Origin of the sequence: Pseudomonas sp. S3(2024) (assembly GCF_036861315.1) — a bacterium.
Taxonomy (GTDB): Bacteria; Pseudomonadota; Gammaproteobacteria; order Pseudomonadales; family Pseudomonadaceae; genus Aquipseudomonas; species Aquipseudomonas putida_A.
In genome coordinates this window covers 498,689-518,371 of the sequence record NZ_JAZAQQ010000001.1, presented here as the reverse complement: position 1 = coordinate 518,371, position 19,683 = coordinate 498,689, and the positions used below count along the sequence as shown (strand labels likewise).

The 19,683-nt window shown below is 60.2% G+C and carries 22 protein-coding genes; all 22 read left to right on the top strand.

Annotated elements, in window-relative coordinates:
• Positions 1-64 precede the first annotated feature (64 nt).
• On the top strand, positions 65-586 hold the full coding sequence (locus VLA07_RS02505) for a hypothetical protein (RefSeq protein WP_333988355.1): 522 nt from the start codon (positions 65-67) through the stop codon (positions 584-586).
• Between the two features lie 3 nt (positions 587-589).
• Complete coding sequence (locus VLA07_RS02500; RefSeq protein WP_247269391.1) at positions 590-1,198, top strand: phage baseplate assembly protein V; 609 nt, start codon at positions 590-592, stop codon at positions 1,196-1,198.
• 14 nt (positions 1,199-1,212) lie between these two features.
• Positions 1,213-1,545, top strand: coding sequence for a phage baseplate protein (locus VLA07_RS02495; RefSeq protein WP_247269390.1), 333 nt, complete (start codon positions 1,213-1,215; stop codon positions 1,543-1,545).
• Positions 1,542-2,537, top strand: coding sequence for a baseplate J/gp47 family protein (locus tag VLA07_RS02490; RefSeq protein WP_103367840.1), 996 nt, complete (start codon positions 1,542-1,544; stop codon positions 2,535-2,537). The genes VLA07_RS02495 and VLA07_RS02490 overlap by 4 nt, the downstream gene beginning before the upstream one ends.
• Positions 2,534-3,169: a phage tail protein I gene (locus VLA07_RS02485; protein ID WP_247269389.1), complete on the top strand. Its 636-nt coding sequence runs from the start codon at positions 2,534-2,536 to the stop codon at positions 3,167-3,169. Before VLA07_RS02490 ends, VLA07_RS02485 begins: the two co-directional genes overlap by 4 nt.
• A complete protein-coding gene (locus VLA07_RS02480) occupies positions 3,170-5,959 on the top strand; it encodes a phage tail-collar fiber domain-containing protein (RefSeq protein WP_247269388.1) in 2,790 nt (929 codons plus the stop codon). It abuts the gene before it with no gap.
• A gap of 11 nt (positions 5,960-5,970) precedes the next feature.
• On the top strand, positions 5,971-6,501 hold the full coding sequence (locus VLA07_RS02475; protein ID WP_247269387.1) for a DUF4376 domain-containing protein: 531 nt from the start codon (positions 5,971-5,973) through the stop codon (positions 6,499-6,501).
• A gap of 101 nt (positions 6,502-6,602) precedes the next feature.
• Positions 6,603-6,788, top strand: coding sequence for a hypothetical protein (locus tag VLA07_RS02470; protein ID WP_047291936.1), 186 nt, complete (start codon positions 6,603-6,605; stop codon positions 6,786-6,788).
• A 2-nt stretch (positions 6,789-6,790) separates the two neighbouring features.
• On the top strand, positions 6,791-7,957 hold the full coding sequence (locus VLA07_RS02465; RefSeq protein WP_047291938.1) for a tail protein: 1,167 nt from the start codon (positions 6,791-6,793) through the stop codon (positions 7,955-7,957).
• A complete protein-coding gene (locus VLA07_RS02460; RefSeq protein ID WP_201135673.1) occupies positions 7,957-8,463 on the top strand; it encodes a phage major tail tube protein in 507 nt (168 codons plus the stop codon). Before VLA07_RS02465 ends, VLA07_RS02460 begins: the two co-directional genes overlap by 1 nt.
• A gap of 157 nt (positions 8,464-8,620) precedes the next feature.
• Positions 8,621-9,202, top strand: coding sequence for a phage tail assembly protein (locus tag VLA07_RS02455; RefSeq protein ID WP_330206347.1), 582 nt, complete (start codon positions 8,621-8,623; stop codon positions 9,200-9,202).
• Between the two features lie 128 nt (positions 9,203-9,330).
• Positions 9,331-11,457: a phage tail tape measure protein gene (locus VLA07_RS02450; RefSeq protein ID WP_333988354.1), complete on the top strand. Its 2,127-nt coding sequence runs from the start codon at positions 9,331-9,333 to the stop codon at positions 11,455-11,457.
• Positions 11,457-11,840 carry a phage tail protein gene (locus VLA07_RS02445; protein ID WP_330206349.1) on the top strand — a complete coding sequence of 128 codons (384 nt, stop codon included), beginning with the start codon at positions 11,457-11,459 and terminating at the stop codon, positions 11,838-11,840. The genes VLA07_RS02450 and VLA07_RS02445 overlap by 1 nt, the downstream gene beginning before the upstream one ends.
• Entirely contained in the window at positions 11,833-12,045 is a 213-nt protein-coding gene (locus VLA07_RS02440) for a tail protein X (RefSeq protein ID WP_096795852.1), read from the top strand. Before VLA07_RS02445 ends, VLA07_RS02440 begins: the two co-directional genes overlap by 8 nt.
• A 9-nt stretch (positions 12,046-12,054) precedes the next feature.
• Complete coding sequence (locus tag VLA07_RS02435; protein WP_333988353.1) at positions 12,055-13,083, top strand: phage late control D family protein; 1,029 nt, start codon at positions 12,055-12,057, stop codon at positions 13,081-13,083.
• Between the two features lie 160 nt (positions 13,084-13,243).
• Complete coding sequence (locus VLA07_RS02430; protein ID WP_333988351.1) at positions 13,244-13,828, top strand: phage tail terminator protein; 585 nt, start codon at positions 13,244-13,246, stop codon at positions 13,826-13,828.
• Complete coding sequence (locus VLA07_RS02425) at positions 13,825-14,004, top strand: DUF2635 domain-containing protein (RefSeq protein WP_027611066.1); 180 nt, start codon at positions 13,825-13,827, stop codon at positions 14,002-14,004. The genes VLA07_RS02430 and VLA07_RS02425 overlap by 4 nt, the downstream gene beginning before the upstream one ends.
• Positions 14,004-15,500: a phage tail sheath subtilisin-like domain-containing protein gene (locus tag VLA07_RS02420; RefSeq protein WP_225137729.1), complete on the top strand. Its 1,497-nt coding sequence runs from the start codon at positions 14,004-14,006 to the stop codon at positions 15,498-15,500. The genes VLA07_RS02425 and VLA07_RS02420 overlap by 1 nt, the downstream gene beginning before the upstream one ends.
• A gap of 67 nt (positions 15,501-15,567) precedes the next feature.
• The gene (locus tag VLA07_RS02415) at positions 15,568-15,915 is read left to right on the top strand and encodes a phage tail tube protein (RefSeq protein ID WP_007964335.1); all 348 of its coding nucleotides are present in this window, start codon (positions 15,568-15,570) and stop codon (positions 15,913-15,915) included.
• A complete protein-coding gene (locus VLA07_RS02410) occupies positions 15,912-16,208 on the top strand; it encodes a phage tail assembly protein (protein ID WP_003222226.1) in 297 nt (98 codons plus the stop codon). Before VLA07_RS02415 ends, VLA07_RS02410 begins: the two co-directional genes overlap by 4 nt.
• A gap of 130 nt (positions 16,209-16,338) precedes the next feature.
• Positions 16,339-18,459 (top strand): hypothetical protein, encoded by a 2,121-nt coding sequence (locus tag VLA07_RS02405; protein ID WP_333988349.1) that lies wholly within the window; start codon positions 16,339-16,341, stop codon positions 18,457-18,459.
• Positions 18,446-19,681: a DNA circularization protein gene (locus VLA07_RS02400; RefSeq protein WP_333988347.1), complete on the top strand. Its 1,236-nt coding sequence runs from the start codon at positions 18,446-18,448 to the stop codon at positions 19,679-19,681. Before VLA07_RS02405 ends, VLA07_RS02400 begins: the two co-directional genes overlap by 14 nt.
• The last annotated feature ends 2 nt before the right edge of the window (positions 19,682-19,683 follow it).

Genomic DNA, 19,683 nt, shown 5'->3' with positions numbered 1-19,683 from the left:
TTTCCTGCCTCGCTGCAACTGATGCGGCGGGGCTGCGCGTGGACAATTGAAAAGGAGGTCATGCATGCCCGCACCGATCCAGCAGCCTTCGCAGCTGTTCACGGCGATGGCGACAACCCTGCGCAACAGCGCCGGCCTGAATCTGCAGGTTGGCAATCACGACGACTTCACCGCCCCCGGCGCTCAGGCCTGGGCATTGATTGACTTCGACCGTAATGCGCCCGGTGTGCGTGGCGCCGACGGACGTATCGCCCACGTCATGACGGTGTCGCTGCAAGTCATTCCGGCACTGTCCGCCAGTGCATTTGCCGCCTGCGATCTGATCGCCGTGCTGAAAAACCTGATCACCGACAACCGCCGGGGCCTGCCCGGTGCTCAATGTGATCTGCCGATGAACCTTGATGGTCTGCCGTCAGTGCTCATCCGCGCCGATCAGCAATACAAGGCGTGGACTCTGACTTTCACCCAGACCCTCTACCTCGGTCCGACGCTGCTCGACGACCCGCTCGGCACGCCGAAATTCGCCCGCACCTGGGAAGTCAGCAATATCGACGATCCGGACCAATACACCGCGCTGGAGGCCTGACCGATGTTCGACGCATTACTGCGCATGCAACTGGGGCCGATCATCGAGCGGCTGGCCGAGATGGAAGCGGAAATCGACGACCTGCACCGACGCGCCGAGAGTTTCTGTCGCATCGGCGTCTGTCAGGCAGTCGATGCCGCGAGCAACACTTGTCAGGTCAGCCACGGTGGACTGCTGACGCCCGCCATCAAGTTCTTCAACCCGAGCGCCGGAGCGCAGAGCGAATCGCGGATTCCGAGCGTGGGCGAGCAGTGCCTGCTGTTCAACTACGGCAGCGGTGAAAGTGGCGCGCAAAGCGTGGCGTTGTTCGGATTGAACAGTGACCGCTTTCCACCCACGGCGACGGTACCGACGCTGACGCGCCGGGTGCATGTCGACGGCAGCGAAAGCGGCTATGACGACGCTACGCACACCCTGCACTGGCAGAACGGCCCGGCCGCATTCAGCGGCTCTCGCGAATCGCTTGCACTGAGCATCGGCCCGGCGCAACTGACGATGACGCCACAGCTGATCAGCCTGCAACTCGGCGCCGTCGGCCTGAGCATCGACGCCTCGGGCGTGCACTTCAGCGGCCCATTGGTGGATCACCAGGGCCGCGTCATCAGCCCCTGAATCAAGAGCTTCCCATGATCGGAATCGATAGAGACTCCGGGGCCACGGTCGACGACTGGCTGCAGTTCGTGCAGCGCGCGACACGAGCCCTGACCACGCCGCTGGGCACCCGGCAAAAAAGGCCCCTTTATGGCTCACTGATCCCCACGCTGCTGGGGCAGAACCTCGGTGACGACGTTCTGCTTATGGCCCAGAGCCACGCGGCTCAGGCGTTCTACAACGCGCAGAACGGGATCAGCGATTTTCAGCCGAGCGTGATCGTCGCCAGCCGTAAGGGCGCCGGTCTGCTGCTGCGTTTCGCCGGCACCTGGAAAAACCGTCAACAGACATTCGAGGTCGTGACATGAGCATGTTGATCCCCGGCCAGAATCAGTTGGCCGAACCGGCGCTGATCACCGTCGACGCCTTCGAAGACCTGCTCGCCGAGTTCAAGACCTTCGTCGTCGAATACGTCGGCGCCCGGGCGCCGGACAGCGCAGCGAAACTCAAGACCAGCCTCGATAACGAAAGCGAACTGCTGACCCTGGCGCTTGAGGCTTTCTGCGTGCGTCTGCAAACCCACGAACGCAAATACAACGCCCGCATCAAGCAGATGCTGGCGTGGTGGGCCACTGGCAGCAACCTCGACGCACGGCTGGCGGACATGGGCCTGGAGCGGCAGTTGCTCGACCCCGGCGACCCGGCGGCATTTCCGCCGGTACCGCCGATTTATGAAAGTGATGACGACGCCCGGCTGCGCTATTACCTGGCGCCGCATGCCCCGGCTGCGGGTTCGCGAATGCAGTATCGCCGCGAGGTATTCACCCTCGGTGAACGGCCAACGGTGAAGGTCGAATCCAGCGATGGCGGTGTGGTGAACGTCACCTACACCTTCAACCCGGACGGCCTCGCGGCACAGGTCAAGGACGGCAACGGTCGGCGTACTGCGCCGGGCGAGGTGCAGGTCACGGTGTTGTCGCGAGACGGCGATGGCACTCCGTCTGCAGCGTTGCTTGACGGTGTACGTCAGCACTTCGCCCGCCCTGATGTGCGACCGGAAACCGACCTCGTCACGGTCAAGGCAGCCGACATTCAGCGCTACAAAATCCGTGTCGTGGCGAAGATCAATTCCGGTCCCGATTCGGGCCTGACCAAAGTCGCCGCGCAGCAGCAATTGCAGGCCTACGCCGACAGTTGCCATCGCCTCGAAGGGCGGGTCGATCCGAGCTGGATCGACTACACGCTGCACAGCGCCGGCGCCGTGCAACTGCAGATTCTTGAACCGCTGGCGCCGATCGTGACCACTGCGTTTCAGGCACCGTACTGCACGGCAGTCGAGGTCGAGGTGCTGACACTATGAGTGAGCCAACGCGTAGCCCGACCTTGTTGCCGGCCAACAGCTCGGCACTCGAACGTGGACTGGATCTGGGTTTCGGCGCACTGCTTGATCGCATCGCGCCGCCATTCCCCGAACTGATGAATCCGAGCGAAACACCGGTGGCGTTCCTGCCGTATCTGGCAGCGGATCGCGGTGTCGCCGAATGGAGCACCAGCGCACCGGAAGCGGAAAAGCGCCTGACCGTCGAACTGGCCTGGCCCACCGCGCGCCAGGCCGGTACTCGTAAGGCGCTGGAAAACGCAGCCAAGGGTTTGCAACTGCGCCCGGAAGTTCGCGCCTGGTACGAACAGACGCCGCCCGGCGTGCCTTACAGCTTCAGGGTGCGCGCTTTCAGCGATCAACCTTACAGCGCAGAAATCGACGCCCGTCTCGACCGTCGTCTGGCCGATGCCAAGAGCGAACGGGACATTCTCTCGGTAACGGTTGGCTTGAGTGCGTTTGGCAGTCACTCCATCGCCGCCGCGACCTTTTGCGGTGAGCTGACCACGGTTTATCCGGTGTTCATCGAAGGGCTCGAAACCTCGGGAGAGGCGTTCCTGGCTGCCGGCATGTACACCGTCGAAACATCCACTATTTATCCTCAGGGGGCCTGAATGGCTGACTATTACACCCTGCTCACCAACGCAGGGATTGCCTACGAAACGGCGTGCAAGGCTGCGGGCACACCGATCAAGCTGACGCAGATTTCTGTCGGCGACGGCGGCGGCTCGGTCTACAACCCGGCCGCGACCGCCACTGCGCTGAAGCGCGAAGTCTGGCGCGGGCCGCTCAACGCGCTGTTTCAGGACGAGAAAAATCCGAGCTGGCTGCTCGCCGAAGTCACCATTCCGCCGGACGTTGGCGGTTGGTACGTGCGTGAAGCCGGGTTGTGGACCGAAACCGGGATTCTCTACGCCATCGTCAAATATCCGGAGTCGTTCAAACCGGTGTTGGCCACGTCGGGCTCGGGCAAAGAGTTCTACATTCGCTCGATTTTCGAGACCAGCAATGCATCGCTGGTGACGTTGCTGATTGATGACACCGTGGTTAAGGCCACCCGTGCCTGGGTCATGAGTTACCTCGCCGAGGAACTCGGCAAACTCGATGGCAAGCAATCGGTGCGCGTCGCGGCCTCTACCAACATCGTGCTGAACGGTGCGCAACAGATCGACGGCGTGGCCGTGATTGCCGGCGACCGCATTTTGCTGGCGAACCAGACCCTGGCCAAGGATAACGGCCTGTGGATCGTGGCTAACGGTGACTGGGTGCGGGCGACTGATGCCAATACCAGCGCCAAGGTCACGCCGGGCCTGACGGTCATGGTGGAGGAGGGTACGGCGAACGGCGATTCGCTGTGGCACCTGACCACGAATGCGCCGATCACTCTTGGCACCACCGCGCTGACGTTCAAGATGTTGGCCGGGCGCACCGGGATTGCTGCCGGCACTTACAAGAGTCTGACGGTTGATGAATATGGCCGCGCGACGGCAGGTGCGAATCCTGAAACGTTGGCCGGTTTTGGCATCAAGGATTCCTACACCAAGGCGGAAGTTGAAGCGCTGATCGCCAAGGCCTCGGCGTTGCCGGTGGGTTCGATTGTTGCGTTCCCGGTGGATGCACCGCCGCCGGGTTTTCTGGAGCTGGATAACAGCGTCAAGAGCAGTGCGACTTACCCGGACTTGAGCGCTTATCTGGGAGGCAAGTTCAACAAGGGTGATGAGGGCGTCGGGAATTTCCGTTTGCCGGAAGCGCGTGGGGAATTTTTACGCGGTTGGGATCATGGACGGGGAGTCGACCTGGGACGTCAAGTCGGTAGCCTTCAGGCTGATGATTATAAAAGTCACAGTCACCGGTACTTTGACAGCGTAGCTGCAAACATTGACCCTTTTGGGGGTACGGGCGCTGGAGTTGTTAACGGTGTCGTAACACCTCCCGCTACGGGTGGGTATCTGGCAACTTCAGGGCCTGATTCAAACAATCTGACGTCGCCCACAACTACCGTCAATGCAGGGGGAAATGAAACTCGCCCACGCAACATCGCCGTCATGTGGTGCATCAAAGCCTGGAACGCCCCGGTCAATCAGGGAACCATCGATGTAGCCGCACTGGCCAAGGAAGTCGAACGGCTCAAATCCGCTGTTCCGGTGGGGGCCGTTCTGGCATTCCCGACGGGGATCGTCGCGCCGGGTTATCTGGAACTGGATGGCAGTGTGCAGAGCATTGCGACTTATCCGGATCTGGCGGCTTTTCTCGGTACCACTTACAACAAGGGAGATGAGGGCGCGGGCAACTTCCGCTTGCCGGATTCGCGCGGTGAGTTCTTGCGTGGTTGGGATCATGGACGTGGCGTGGATGCTGGTCGACAGATTGGTACGGTTCAACTGGATGCGATGCAGCGCCTGACCGGTGCGATATCTGCAGCAGACTCCACTGGAATGGGCCAGATACTCAACGGTGTGTACGGTGGGTCGAAGTCCGGCGTGTCAAAGGGCGTAAATGCTGCTGTTGATGCTTACACCTCCATAGATTTTGACAACGCCCGACAAGCCCGGACAGCAACAGAAAATCGTCCCCGCAACATCGCCGTCATGTGGTGCATCAAGGCCTGGAACGCACCGATCAATCAGGGAAACATCGACATCTCCGTGCTCTCTGAACAGCTACAACAGCTTTCGTTGAATGGACCCCTTGCAGGGGACATTCGAAACGCTCGGGTCTCGATTCCGCTTGCTGCTCCGACTGCGACATTCACAGCTTCCGAGATCGTTCTGGGAGATGGGAATGGGAAAAGGTTGGTTATTTCCAACTTCAACCAGAGCCTCAACCTGTCGGCTTCGGTCAAGGGCCTGGGGGCAATGGATGCGGGCGCAGCGCCGGTCAATGGGTTTGTCGCGCTGTACGCGCTTTACAGTCCTGCGTCCAAATCCACCGGCATTGTTGCCGTCAATGCCACAGCTACAATCGCTCCGAAACTGTTGGCGGGTGTTGCTCCTGATGGCTATACATTTTCCGCGCTTCTCAGCATTTTGCCGACGAATGCCAGCGCTCAGTTTGCTGTAGCTGAACAAGTTGATCGTCAGGTGTTTTATGGCGCTCAAGTGTTGTCGACAACCGTCTCGGTTTCGACTCTCACAGGGTTGTCGATCTCTGCCGCTGTCCCATTGAATGCCAAGTCGGTTTCCGGAAATTTTCAAGGCTCGGTGTCGGCCAATGGATACAGCATGGCGCTTGCCGGGTCGGCTGCCGCCATAGGTCTTCAGACCTTTATCGTGAACTTTACAGGAACCGGCGGCGGGTCATTTCTGGATGTTCCCTTGTTGTCGCCGCAAACGCTGTTTTATCGCCTGACCAGCGCTGGAACCTTTAGTGCTTTTGCGATCACGACGAATAGTTACAGATTTTGAGGGTGAACCCAGTGGAAGATAAATCACGCATAAACGTCATGTTCTCGGATGAAACTCAAACGAAGATCGTTGCGGTTTTTTCCTGCCCTCAAGATGAGGGAAATTACGCCAATCTGGGGGTGGTCGAACCGCAGGATCAACGCTATCTGACTTACATGTCGGAGTCTCCAGTTGATCCGCAGCTGAGCCCTTCACAGATAATTGCGTCCGAGAGATATCGTCGGGAAGGTCTCGGTATCGTTGTGGGATCAATGGCTATCGAAACATCTCGCGACAGTCAGGCGCTGATCGCCAGCACCGGTCTGTCCGCCATTCTCGACCCCGAGTACCGCTGCAACTTCAAAACCCTCAATGGTTTTGTCGAGATCGGCGCCGAACAGATTCTCGCCATTGCCAAAGCTGTAAGGGCGCACGTCCAGGCTTGCTTCGACCGAGAGCTTGAGTTGCTCCGGGCTATTGAAGCGGGCACCTACACAGACGAAATGCTCAAGGAAAGCTGGCCGGATTCTCTACCAGCGACATCCGTCTCGGCTCCCCAGTAAACGCCCCGCACCCCGGAGCGTTTTCTTGTCCGCTTAAAACCAATCAACACCCGCCAAGCCCCTCCCCACGAGGGGCTTTCCCGTTTATGGAGAAACGAAAAATGGCAACCCGCCAAACCTACACCGTGCTCGTTCCATTCCCCACCGGCGGTGGGCACTGGTCGAGCGTCGGTCAAGACCTTGATCTGCTCGACGTCGAGGCCAGTGCCCTGCACAGCGCCGGTCGACTGGAACTGAAAACACCTACCACCCAGGCCAAAAAGGCCGCTGCCAAGAAGGCTGACTAACCATGGCTGAGGTTCTGAACTTCGAGCACAACGGCATTACCGTCAATGCCACCGAATCCCCCGAGGCCATGGGTGGCCTGGGTGACAACGTCATCGGTCTGGTCGGCACTGCGCCGAAAGCCGATCCGCTGATTCCGCGCAACGCACCGTTTCGCATCAACAGCTTCACCACCCACGCGCTGCTCGATCCGACCGGCGCCGAAGAGGGCACGCTGTACCACGCGGTTTACCAGATCCTCAAAGTGGTCAAGGTGCCGGTCTACGTGGTGATCGTCGAAGCGGGCGCGACTCCGGCCGACACTGTTAACGCAGTGATCGGCGGTGTTGATCCAACCACCGGCCGCAAGCTCGGTCTGGCCGCACTGGGCAGTGTCCCGGAAGACCTGACCATCATCGGCGCGCCGGGCTTCACCGGCACCAAAGCGGTGGCCAGCGAGTTCGCCTCGTTCGGCAAGCGCATCAAGGCCCGTGTGGTACTGGACGGCAAAGACGCTTCGGTCGCTGATCAAGTGACTTACAGCCAGGAACTCGGCGGCGCTGATCTCGGTTTCGACCGCTGCCTGGTTGTGCACAACATGCCGGCTGTGTACTCGAAAGCGGCGAAGAAAAATGTCTTCCTCGCACCGTCCAGCCTGGCGATTGCAGCGCTGGCCAAGGTCAAGCAGTGGGAGAGCCCGGGCAACCAGGTGACCTACGCCGAAGACGTGTCCCGCGTCGTTGAATACAACATCCTCGACACCTCCACCGAAGGCGATCTGCTCAACCGTTACGGCGTGAGCTACTACGCCCGCACCGTGCTCGGCGGCTTCTCGCTGCTGGGTAACCGTTCGATCACCGGCAAGTTCATCAGCTACGTCGGCCTCGAAGATGCGATCAGCCGCAAGCTGGTCAAGGCCGGCCAGAAAGCCATGGCAAAGAACCTGACCAAGTCGTTCATGGATCAGGAGGTCAAGCGCATCAACGACTGGCTGCAGACCTTGGTCGCCGACGAAACCATTCCTGGCGGCAGCGTCTATCTGCACCCGGAACTCAACAGCGTCGAGAAGTACAAGAACGGCACCTGGTACGTGGTCATCGACTACGGCCGCTACGCGCCGAACGAACACATGGTTTATCAACTCAACGCCCGCGATGAAATCATCGAGCAGTTCCTGGAGGACGTTCTCTAATGTTTACCAACCGCGTAAGACAGGCCATCGCGGCCACCCTGCAAGGCCTGCCGTTGTCGGCGACCGTTGAGGAGTTCACCCCGCCGAAAATCGATTTCGACATGGAAAGCATGACGGGCGGGCGCTTCATCGTTGAGGAAATGGCCAAGAGTGCCAAGGCTCTGAACGCCACGCTCAAGCTGCAAGGCACCGGTGCTGAAGTGTTGCTGGCGATGGGTGTGAAGCTGGGCGACGACATCCTGCTGAACGTGCGTGAAGCCGGTCAGGATCAGGACGGCAACACCTGGTTCACCTATCACACCATCGGCGGCAAGCTCAAAACCATGGGTGAAGACGCGATCAAGATGGGCGGCAAAGCCCTGACGACTCTGGAGTTCTCCTGCCGCACCTACAACCGCCTGGAAAACGGCATCCCGGTGATCGACATCGACGTGCGCACCCAGAAGTTCGTGCTCAACGGCGTCGACATCCTTGGTGATGCGCGCCGTGCGGTGCTGATGCCGTAACCCTCGATACACCACAAACCCTGTAGGAGTGAGCCTGCTCGCGATGAGGTCAGCACAGGCAACATCAATGTGTCTGAAAGATCGCTATCGCGAGCAGGCTCACTCCTACAAGGGAATAGCGACACCCCCTAAAAAAGAATCACCAAGGAATTCATACATGTCGTGGATGCCACCCAAGCATGACCTGCTGTCGCCGATCACCGGCGACGACGGCGCGCAGATCGAGCAGATTCAGCTCAAGCCACTGTTCTACGCCGCACAGAAAGAAGCGCTGGAACGCGCCGGCGATGATGAAGACGATCAGTTCTTCGAACTGGCGCTGCTCGCCACCGGCCTGTCGGTCAAGGAGCTCGACCAGCTCAAACGCCCGGACTACGTGAGCATCGCCCAGTACGTGCACGAGATGTCGACCCGTCCGGCGTCGTACTTTCTGGAGCAGGTCGAGGACGCTGAAAAGCCCGCCGATCCTGACGAAGTGCAGTTGCTGCAACCGCTCGCCGTGACCGGTCGCACCGTGACCTCGCTGTCGCTGGAAATGCCGGCACTGCGCGCCACCAAAGTGATGAAGAAACTGAAAACGGCCAAGGAACGCGCCGAGTTCATCACTGCCCACTGCACCGGTCTGATGATCCCCGATCTGGCCCAGCTGAGCGTGCCTGACTGGACGCAATTGCAGGTGCGCATCGACGATTTTTTAAACCAGCCGGCGGCCTACTTTCGGAACGCGACATCGAAGTAATCCTCGATATCGTCCCGCTCATTTACCCGGTAAGTGAAGCGGAGATTCTGGAATGGGACGCCGAAAGGGCGTTGCGCCGCTACGACATAGCGATCACTCGCCTTGGCGTGAAACAGGAGTAGAGCGGCATGGCAGAGAGTAAAAACGCGCTCATGTACGCCGGTGAGAGCACGGATTCCGCGAGCCGCAATATCGGCTTGACCACTGCAGCAACGGGCACGACTACAGCAGGCCTGGATCGGGATAAGGTCGCCGACCTGAGGCAAGCGTTGAGCACGGCAAGTGACCGAATCGTTTCGCTGACTGCAGCCATCGATTCGCTGATCCTCACCTTGGCGACCCAACGTTCTTTGTCGAAGAGCGCGGTCAATGGCGACGGCGGATCTTCCGCGCAGAAGGCTGCAGACAAGGTAGCCGGCGCCGCCCCTCCCGAGTTGCTCAAAGCCGCTGTCGCGATGGACACAGCCGCTGCGAACCTGAGCGAAGTCGCTCGACTGACTCCGGTTCAGGGCAAGGAAATGGCTCAGGCAAGCCTGATCACGGCCAGTGCGCCGTTGGTGGCTGCCGGAGGAACCACCGGGGTTGAATTGCTCAACGCCGCGGCGTTGGGTGCCAAGGCGGGGATTGGCATCGACTTGCCCAATGCCTCGGACAAGCAGTTCGAACTGCTGAAGTTTGCCGATGACGCTGCGCTCACCGCGTCAGCATTCAAGGTGCCTGCGCTACAAGTCGCCGAGATGATGGCGGCCTGGCGTACCTCGATGAAACTGACCCGTGATCAGGCCATCGATCTGGCAGATGCGGCTCACCACTTGGGCAAAATGCCCGGAGATGTAAACGCGGCAGACATCGGCTCGGTTTTGCAGCATTCCGGCGACACGGCAATTGCTGCGGGGTTGCAACCCGAGCAAGCCGCAGCGCTGTCGGCAGCCTTGCTGAACACCGGAACGAAAGAAGGTGAAGCAAGCGTCGCGTTGAAGAGCATTTCCACAGCCTTGAGCAAGGGAGACCAGGTCTCTGTCGCCGAACAGGGTGCGTGGAAACAACTGGGGCTCGATCCCAAGGCCGTGTCTGCGGCGATGCGTGATCCGAACAAGGACAATGCGCAAGGTGCGTTGCTGACAGTGTTGGCCGCATTGAACGCCAGACCGCCAGAACAACGCGCAGTGTTGGCCAGGACGTTGTTCTCCGATGGCGGTGATGCTGCGCAGAAGCTCTCGCAAAACCTCGGCGAGGTTAATGAGACGTTCTGGCAGGTCAAGGACAAGCAGCGATACGCGACGTCGGAGCTGGGCGAGAAAGGGTCGGTAAAACAGGCTGCCCTGGCGCTTTCCGGTACTCAGCAAGGACAGCTGAATATTCTGAATGCCCGTAGCGAACGATTGGCCGTCGCCAAAGGCAACGCGTTGGCACCCTCCAGCGATTCGCTGGCCTCTGCCGGGGTCGACAAGCTCAGTGAACTGACTGAAACCTTTCCGAAAACTGCTGGCGTGGTGTTGACGGTGAGCGCGTTTCTCAAACCGTTGTTCGATCAAGCGCTCGATGCCATTGGCAGCGATATCAAAGGCCGGGTTGGCAAGAAAGTCGTGGATAAGGGCCTGTCCGTTTTCACCGGCGCCGCCACCGGCACAGCGGGGGCCGCCGCTGCTGGCAGCGGTTTGAAGATCCTCGAGCAAACTTCGCGGGTGCGGGCTCCGCTCCTGGAGTCGACCACCGCTGCCATGCGCCCTCTGTCACGCGCAATGCCCTGGCCTGTAAAAACCGTCGCTGCCCTCGCAGGCCTGGCGGCCGGGGTGGCCACTGGTGACGAAACCCAGATAGCCAAAAGCGTCGGCGCAGCGGGCGGTGGAATGGCCGGCGCTCTTGCAGGCTCTGCTTTCGGTGCGTCACTCGGAGCCGTGGGTGGCCCACCCGGCATGGCCATAGGCGGCCTTCTCGGTGGATTGCTTGGCGGTTGGCTGGGCAGTGAGGGCGGTTCCCTTCTGGGTGAAAAACTCGGCAGTACCCCACCGGACAAACTTGCAGCACCGGCTCAGGTCAGTCAGGCGCTGGCCAGCGCCCAGGCGCCCACGGTGCCAGCCCCCTATGCGCCCACTGTTCAGGTGTATTGCAGCGACCCGGGCAGTGTGGAAAAGATCGGTCAGTTGGTCGACTTTCACCTGAGATCCCAATTCAGCAACGAATTCATTCCACTGATGAACACCAACAGCCTCGCCACCCGCCGTGACGCAGCCCTGACCGATGGAGTCGACTGATGAAACAACAAATGGCTCTAGGCAGTTTCATCTTCGGCCTGTCGCGCAACTTCGCCTACAGCACGCTGGCGCGAAAGTCCGACGGTGGCTGGAGCGACATCCAGATCCTGACCAGCAAACCCAAGTCCAGTCAGACCGGGCAGAAAGCGGAATCGCTGACCATCAGCGGCACCTCGATGTATGCCGTGGGGATGGAACGGCTCGATGAACTGCGTGCGCTGCAAGCACTGCGTACACCGTTGCCGTTGATTGACGGCATCGGCCGCAACTGGGGTTTGTGGCGGATCAACAGCATCGACGAGAACCAGAGCGAGGTCATCGATGACGGTACCGCGATGGTGATCAAGTGGGTGGTCGGATTAACGGAGTTCAACAATGCGTAAGGTACGAAGCGTGGCCGGTGATTCAGTGAATCTGCTGCTCTACCGCGAAACCGGGCGCAGTGATGACGCCGCCGAAGAAGCTCTGTGGACACTCAATCCGACCCTGGCCGAACACGGCCCGATCCTGCCTGCGGGCGTCTGGGTCACGTTGCCGGAACTCGACTCGAAACCGGCCACGATCAAACCGCTCACGGCCTGGGATTAAGGAGGTTGCATGGCACTGGGTTTTACGCCGGTCGTTAAGATTTACGGCGCAAACGCGGATCTGCTCAATCAGCGCCTGATCAGTTGGGAGCACATCGACGCTGCCGGTTTCGAGTCCGATCAATTGACCTTGACGATTGACCTTGAAGGCCTCGAAGGGCTGCCGAATCTGGGCGGGAAAATCGGCCTTAAGGTCGGTTATCTGGAATCGGGAATGGTCGACAAGGGCCAGTTCAAAGTGACGCGCCTGACGCCGACGCTGTTCCCGTTCCGCCTGACGCTGGTGGCCACGGCGGCGCCGTTCAGCAAGGATGATGAGACAGGCTTCAAGCAACGCCGCACGGCCAGTCATGGCCCGACCACCTTGGGTGCGCTGTTTCGCAAACTGGTTTCGAGCCATGGCTTTTCACCGCGCGTTGCGCCCGAGGTGGCGATGATCAGGATCGAGCACGTCGACCAGTCCAACGAAACCGACATGAGCTTTCTGACGCGCCTGGCGAAAAAGTACAACGCGGTAACCAAACCCTACAACGACGTGTACGTGCTGGCCCGTCCCGGCCAGACCAAATCGTTGTCGGGCCAGGTGCTGGCGGACGTGACCTTGTCGGTGACCAGCAACAACCGTCCCGGCGATCACGCGTTCGTCAGCGCCACGCTGGAGGAGTCTGCCCGCGAGCAGACCAAGGGTTGCAAGACCTGTTTCTGGGATGGTGCTGCAGGTGTGTTGCGCTGGGTTGAAACGGGACTTGCACCGTTCAAGACCCTCCGCCAGAAACAACCCAGCGAAGCCGATGCGATCGCCGTCGGCGAGGGCGAAGTGCGCAAGATGCTCCGGCAGAAGTACAAGGTGAAAATCACCTGCCCCGGCAATCCACTGCTGGCCGCCGAAGGCCTTGTGCTGCTCGATGACACCTGGCCAGACTTCATGCGCGGTCGCTGGTCGATCGAAAAAGTCACCGCCAGCGGCAATCGCGAGAACAGCTATCGCTGTGTGATCGATGCCAGCGGCCTTGATCCCAAGGCGGGCGCCAAAGACTGATCTCACAGCCCGCGAGCCCCCTGTAGGAGTGAGCCTGCTCGCGATAGCGGTGTGTCAGGCACATTGCTTGTGGATGTGGCACCGCCATCGCGAGCAGGGCTCACTCCTACAGTGGATTCGCGGTGTTTTCTGCACCTCATTTCAACTCTGGAACACCACCATGAAGATCACCCCGATCCTCACGCAACTGCGTGGGCAATGCCCAAGCCTTGCCAACCACATTGCGGTGGGTGTCGATCTGGCGTTGCTGCAAGGCAATGCTGATCTGCCGACACCCTCGGCCCATGTTCTGCCCCTGGCGGATCTCGCCAGCACCAGCACCGCACAAAACCTCACCGCGCAACCGATCCGCGACCGCTTCGAAATCGTCCTGGCGCTCGACGCCAGCGACAGCACAAAAGCGCTGGATCTGTTGCACGACCTGCGCGCCGAACTGTGGCGCGCGCTGGTGGGATTCAAACCGGGCAATGACTACAGCGCCATCGTCTACGACGGCGGCGAGATGGTCTCGATCAACAGCAGCCGGGCCTTCTATCGGCTGCGCTTTTTTACCGAGTTCCAGCTCGGCCGCAATCTGCCGAGTCAGCCTGCGGAGAGTTGGCACGAACGTGAACTGGACGGTTTGTCGTCCTTTACCGGGGTCACCGTGCGGGTCGATGCGATCGACCCGGCCGACCCCAATCTGAAACACCCGGGCCCTGACGGGCGCGTGGAATTGACTTTCTCTGGAGACGTAACCCCATGAGCAATCGCATCACCGTACTGCCGGCCGCTGGCCGTGCCGTGCCTGACCCGGAAGCGGGCGATCTGCTGCCCAAAGAAGGCCGTGAAGTGCTGGACAGCGCCTGGTGGCGCCGACGTCTGGCCGACGGCGATATCACTCTCAAAACCGTAAAAGTCAAAGCACAGGGAGCCAAATAATGGCGATCGGATTCAGCAACATCCCCGCGGACATTCGTGTACCGCTGTTCTATGCCGAAATGGACAACTCGGCCGCCAATAGCGCGACTTCGGCCATGCGCCGTTTGATCGTCGCTCAGGTCAACGACAACATCGCTCCGACTGAAGTCGGCAAACTGGTGCTGGTCTCCAGCGTCGCGCTGGCAAAAAGCATCGGCGGTCAGGGCTCGATGCTCGCCTCGATGTACGAGACCTTCCGCAAGGCCGACCCGATCGGCGAGATCTGGTGCCTGCCGCTGCACAACACTGAAGGCGCCATCGCCAAAGGCGTGCTGACCCTGACTGGCACTGCGACTCAGGCTGGCGTGCTCAACCTGTACGTCGCTGGTGTGCGTGTGCAGGCCACCGTGGTCAACGGTGCCACCGCTGCTCAAGCGGCTACCGCACTGGCACAGAAAATCAACGCCACCGCCGATCTGCCGGTGAGCGCTGCGGCTGCTGAAGGCGTGGTCACTCTGACCGCCAAATGGACCGGCGACAGCGCTAACGACATCAGCCTGCAGTTCAATCGCCTGGGCAAGAGCAACGGCGAAGAAACCCCGGCCGGCCTGACCACTGCGATCACCGCCATGACCGGCGGCGCCGGTGTACCGGACCAGGTCGCAGCCGTGGCTGCACTGGGTGACGAGCCGTTCGAGTTCATCGCTCTGCCGTGGTCGGATCTGTCGACCCTCAATACCTGGCAAGCAGTGATGGATGACAGCACCGGTCGCTGGTCCTGGGCCAAGCAACTGTTCGGTCACGTCTACAGCGCCAAGCGCGGTACCGTCGGCACCCTGGTTGCTGCTGGCCAGGCACGTAACGATCAGCACATGACCATCCAGGCGCTGGAGCCGGGCGTACCGCAACCGTTCTGGGTCCAGGCGGCAGCACTGGCTGCGCGCACCGCGGTGTTCATCTCCGCCGACGCCAGCCGTCCGACCCAAAGCGGCAGCCTGCCGGGTGTTGATCCGGCGCCGGCCAGCGAGCGTTTCACCCTGACCGAGCGTCAGTCGCTGCTCAACTACGGCATTGCCACCGCGTACTACGAAGGCGGTTACGTGCGCATTCAGCGTTCGATCACCACCTACCAGAAGAACGCTTACGGTCAGGCCGACAACTCCTATCTGGACAGCGAAACCATGCACCAGTCGGCGTTCATCGTGCGTCGTCTGCAAAGCGTGATCACCAGCAAGTACGGCCGGCACAAACTGGCTTCCGACGGCACCCGTTTCGGCGCCGGCCAGCCGATCGTCACTCCGGCGACCATTCGCGGCGAGCTGATCGCCCAGTACGCCAAGCTGGAACTCGAAGGCCACGTGGAGAACGCCGAGCTGTTCGCCGAGCACCTGATCGTCGAGCGCGACGTACAGGATCCGAGCCGCGTGAACGTGCTGTTCCCGCCGGATTACATCAACGGTCTGCGCGTGTTCGCACTGCTCAACCAATTCCGTCTGCAATACGACGACGCGGCCTGATCGCCGCGTTTGGCCGTAAGCATTCAGCCCACTCCGGTGGGCTTTTTTATTTGAAGGGAGTAACACCATGGGTCAAGTGATTGCAGGCACCTGCTACGTCAAAGTCGACGGTGCACAACTGACTATCAACGGCGGCTGCGAAGCCCCGCTGATGGCCGTCAAACGCGAAACCGTCGTACCGGGTTTCTACAAGGAAACCGACGTCGCGCCGTCGTTCAAAGTGACCGCGCTGCACACCGCCGACTTCCCGCTGAAGAAGCTGATCGAAGGCACCGACATTACCGTCACCTGCGAATTCAGCAACGGCAAAGTCTACGTGCTGGCCGGTGCCTATCTGGTCGAAGAGCCGGTTTCCAAAGGCGATGACGCCACCATCGAACTGAAATTCGAAGGCATCAAGGGGACCTGGCAATGAGCGGCGCCGTGAAGCTTCAGGTTGCGATCGAAGCTCACGGCGAGCCTCTGACCGAACTCGTCCTGCGCCGTCCGACGGTGCAGGAAGTGCGAGCGATCAAGGCGCTGCCGTACAAGATCGACAAAAGCGAAGAAGTCAGCCTCGACATGGACGTGGCGGCCAAATACATCGCCGTGTGCGCCGGTATTCCACCGTCGTCGGTCAACCAGCTCGATCTGGCTGACCTCAACGCGCTGAGCTGGGCCGTTGCGAGTTTTTTCATGAGTGCGGCGTCGGAGCCATCACCGACCTGATCGCAGTCGCCTATGACCTGGCCTGGTTCTGGAAGGTTGACCCCGAACAGATGATGGCCAGGCCACTGGATGTGCTCCGCGAATCGCTGGAGCACGCGCAACGGATCAATGCGATGCAGCAGGTGCAGTGATGGCGAATACAAATTTGAGCCTGATCCCGCAGAACTTTCCCGTCACGGTCAACATGCTCGTGGTGCTCAAGGGCGCCGAGAAAATGGAGACCGAGATGAAGGGGCTGCGCGGCAAGGTCGCAGCATTCAAGAAAAGCATGGAAGACAGCGGCCTCGAGCCGCTGGACGTGGCCGGTTTTATTGCCGAAGGTGGTTTGCTCAAGCCGTTTCAGGACGGCATCAAAAAAGCCATCGAAGCGCAGGATGCGCTGGCGAAGAAAGCCAGGGCACTCAAGGGCCTTAAAGTGCCGAAGGTGGTCCAGGGGGAAACCTCGGCCAACCTGGAAAAATTCAACAAGGCGCTGGATAACATCTCGCTGAAAATCGGTCAGGCGTTGTTGCCGGCGGTTAACGGCATCGTCACGGCGCTGACACCGGTGATGACTTCGATTGGCCAGTTTGTCGCCAACAATCCGTATCTGGTCGAAGGGCTGGCGGCCGCTGCCGTAGCGTTTACGGTGGTCACGGTCGGGGCGATGGGGCTGGTCGCGGTGCTGGGGATTCTGACCTCGCCCATCGGGCTGATTGCGGCGGCTATCGCTGCAGCGGTGGCCATCATCGTGATTGGCGCACGGTTGATTACCAATAACTGGGCGTCGATTTCCGGATTCTTCGGCAGGATGTGGGACTACGTTTCGACGAAATTCAACGCTGGAGTTGCGGCGACCACGCAGGCAATCGAATCGATGGGCGCATTGATCAGCAAAACGTGGGGAGAGATCAGCGCGGAATTTTTTGCCGGCGTCGACAGCGTCGTCAATATTTACAACGGCTTGGTATCGAAAGCGCAGGCAGGCACTGACAAGCTCGTGGCGGCTTTCGACTTCTCGCCGAGTGAGCTGTGGAACAAGGCGTTGGCGAAAGCCAGCAGCGTTGTCAGTGATTTCTTCGCCAGCACCATGGCGAATGCACAAGCAGGGATCGACAAGCTCAGGGCGAAGTTCGATTTCTCGCCGCGTGAGGTGTGGAACAAGGCATTGGCTAAGGCCAGCGGTGTCGTCAGTGATTTCTTCGCTGGCACTATGGCGGATGCGCAAGCGGGTATCGACAGGCTCAGGGCGAAGTTCGATTTCTCGCCGCGTGAGGTGTGGAACAAGGCGTTGGCGAAAGCCAGTAGCGTTGTCAGTGATTTCTTCGCTGGCACCATGGCGGATGCGCAAGCGGGTATCGACAGGCTCAGGGCGAAATTCGATTTCTCGCCGAGTGAAGTGATGAGCAAGGCTTTTGCAACCGCGAGCAATGTCGTCAGTGATTTCTTCGCTGGCGCACAGGCCAAAGCTGCTGCCGGTGTGGACGCGCTCAAGGCGAAGTTCAGTTGGTCGCCAGTGCAGACGATTACTGACGCCTGGGGTTCGCTGAACAATGTGTTTGGCAATCTTGTTGGCGGTGTTGCCGATAACGCCGCGGCGCAGTGGGAGCAGGTCAAATCGATCTTCACGCAATCGCCGGTGGCGATGATTGAATCGGCATGGCAACCCTTGGCGCCGGTTTTTTCCGCGCTGTGGGACGTACTCAGGGCTGGAGCCCAGCCGTTGAAAGACGAGTTTCAAAACCTGTTTGGCAGCGCGCCTGTGGAAGCGGTCATGGCGAAGTGGAATGGCGTGAGCGCTTACTTCTCCGGTCTGTGGGCATCGTTGACCACGGATGCACAAGTGGTGAAGAGCATCTTCGGCGATCTGTTCAGCCAGTCGCCGCTGGAGTCGATCCAGCAGAAATGGCAGCCGGTACTGATCTGGTTCAGCGACATGTGGACAAACCTGCAAGGGATTTTCGGGCAGCTTAAAGAACTGTTCGGTGGCAATTTCTCCGGTGTCTTTGCAACCCTCACCGGTACCGCCCCGGCAGCGCCTGCCGGTGCCCCGAAGTTAAGCAGTTCGCTGCCACAAACCTCCAGCGCCCTGATCCAGCAAAGCGCGGCCAACAACCGTACGCAACTCGAAGGCGGCCTGACCGTGCGCTTCGAAAATGCACCGGCGGGGCTGCGCACCGATCAACCACAAAGCAATCAACCGGGCCTGGCGCTGTCTTCGCGCATCGGCTATCGCTCGCTGTCGGCAGGAGGTTCCAATGAACTGGCGTGACCGCTTGTTGCCGGCATCGTTTCGCGGTGTCGGATTCTGGATCGATCAGGCGAAAACCCCGGTCGGTCGCAAAGGTCAGTTGCACGAATACCCGCAACGCGACCTGCCGTATTTCGAGGATCTCGGACAGCAGGCCAAGACCCACGATCTGACGGCGTTCATCATCGGCGCCGATTGCCTGGAGCAGCGCGACAAGCTGCTCAAGGCCTTGGAGGCGGGCAGTGGTGAACTGGTGCATCCGTGGCTCGGACGCTTGCAAGTCAAAGTCGGCGAATGCGACATGACCCACACCCGCCAGGACGGCGGGCTGGTGACGTTCAGTCTGAAGTTTTACCCGGACCGGCCGCTGCCGTTTCCGACTGCCACGGTCAGTACGCAAAAAGTTCTGTTGGCCAAGGCTGACACGCTGTTGGGTTCGGCGGTGGCGCGCTTTGAGCAGGCGATGACGTTGATCAAGGCTGCGCGGATTGGCATTGCCAATCTGCGCAACAGCCTGACCGGCGTGTATGAGGTGATCAAAGAGCAGCTCAAACCGCTGATCGAGCAGTATCGGCAGATCACCGAACTGGTCAAAGCGGTCAAGGAGTTGCCCAAGGAAGTGGCAGCGGAGTTCAAGGGCTTGCTCGGCGATATCAAGGAGCTCAAGGCATTCGCGAAGGAGGGCTACCGTGGCGTGATTGCCGACGTGTCCCAACAACTCGAAGCCATCCGCAAGGCAGATGCGCCGAAGATCACCACCGCTAAGGACACCAACGCGGCGGCGCAAGCCATGGCCGATCTGGTGCAGGACACGGTGCTGGTCAAAGTCGCGCAATGGGTGGCGTCGATGCCGGTGGCGACTCCGGCGGTGAAGCTGTCGTCGACACCTTCGGTGGCGCATCAGGCGGATCAACCGGTGACTCGTCAGGAAGTGCCGGTGACCGAAGAAATGAAAGCACTGCAGAAGGCGGTCGGGGTGGCAATTGACCCGATGCTGGACAAGGCCGATCCCAAACATCACCAGGCAATTAACGATGTGAAGGAAGCGCTGATTGCGCATCTCAAGGCAGTGGCGTCATCCGGTGTGCGCCAGGTCACCAAATCGTTTCAGGAAAGCCTGCCGGCGCTGGTGGTGGCCTACAAGCAATTTGCCGATGCCACACGGGTGACTCAAGTGACGCAGAGCAACGCGATGAACCATCCGGGCTTTTCTCCCAACGACGTAAAAGTGTCTAGGGAGTGAGT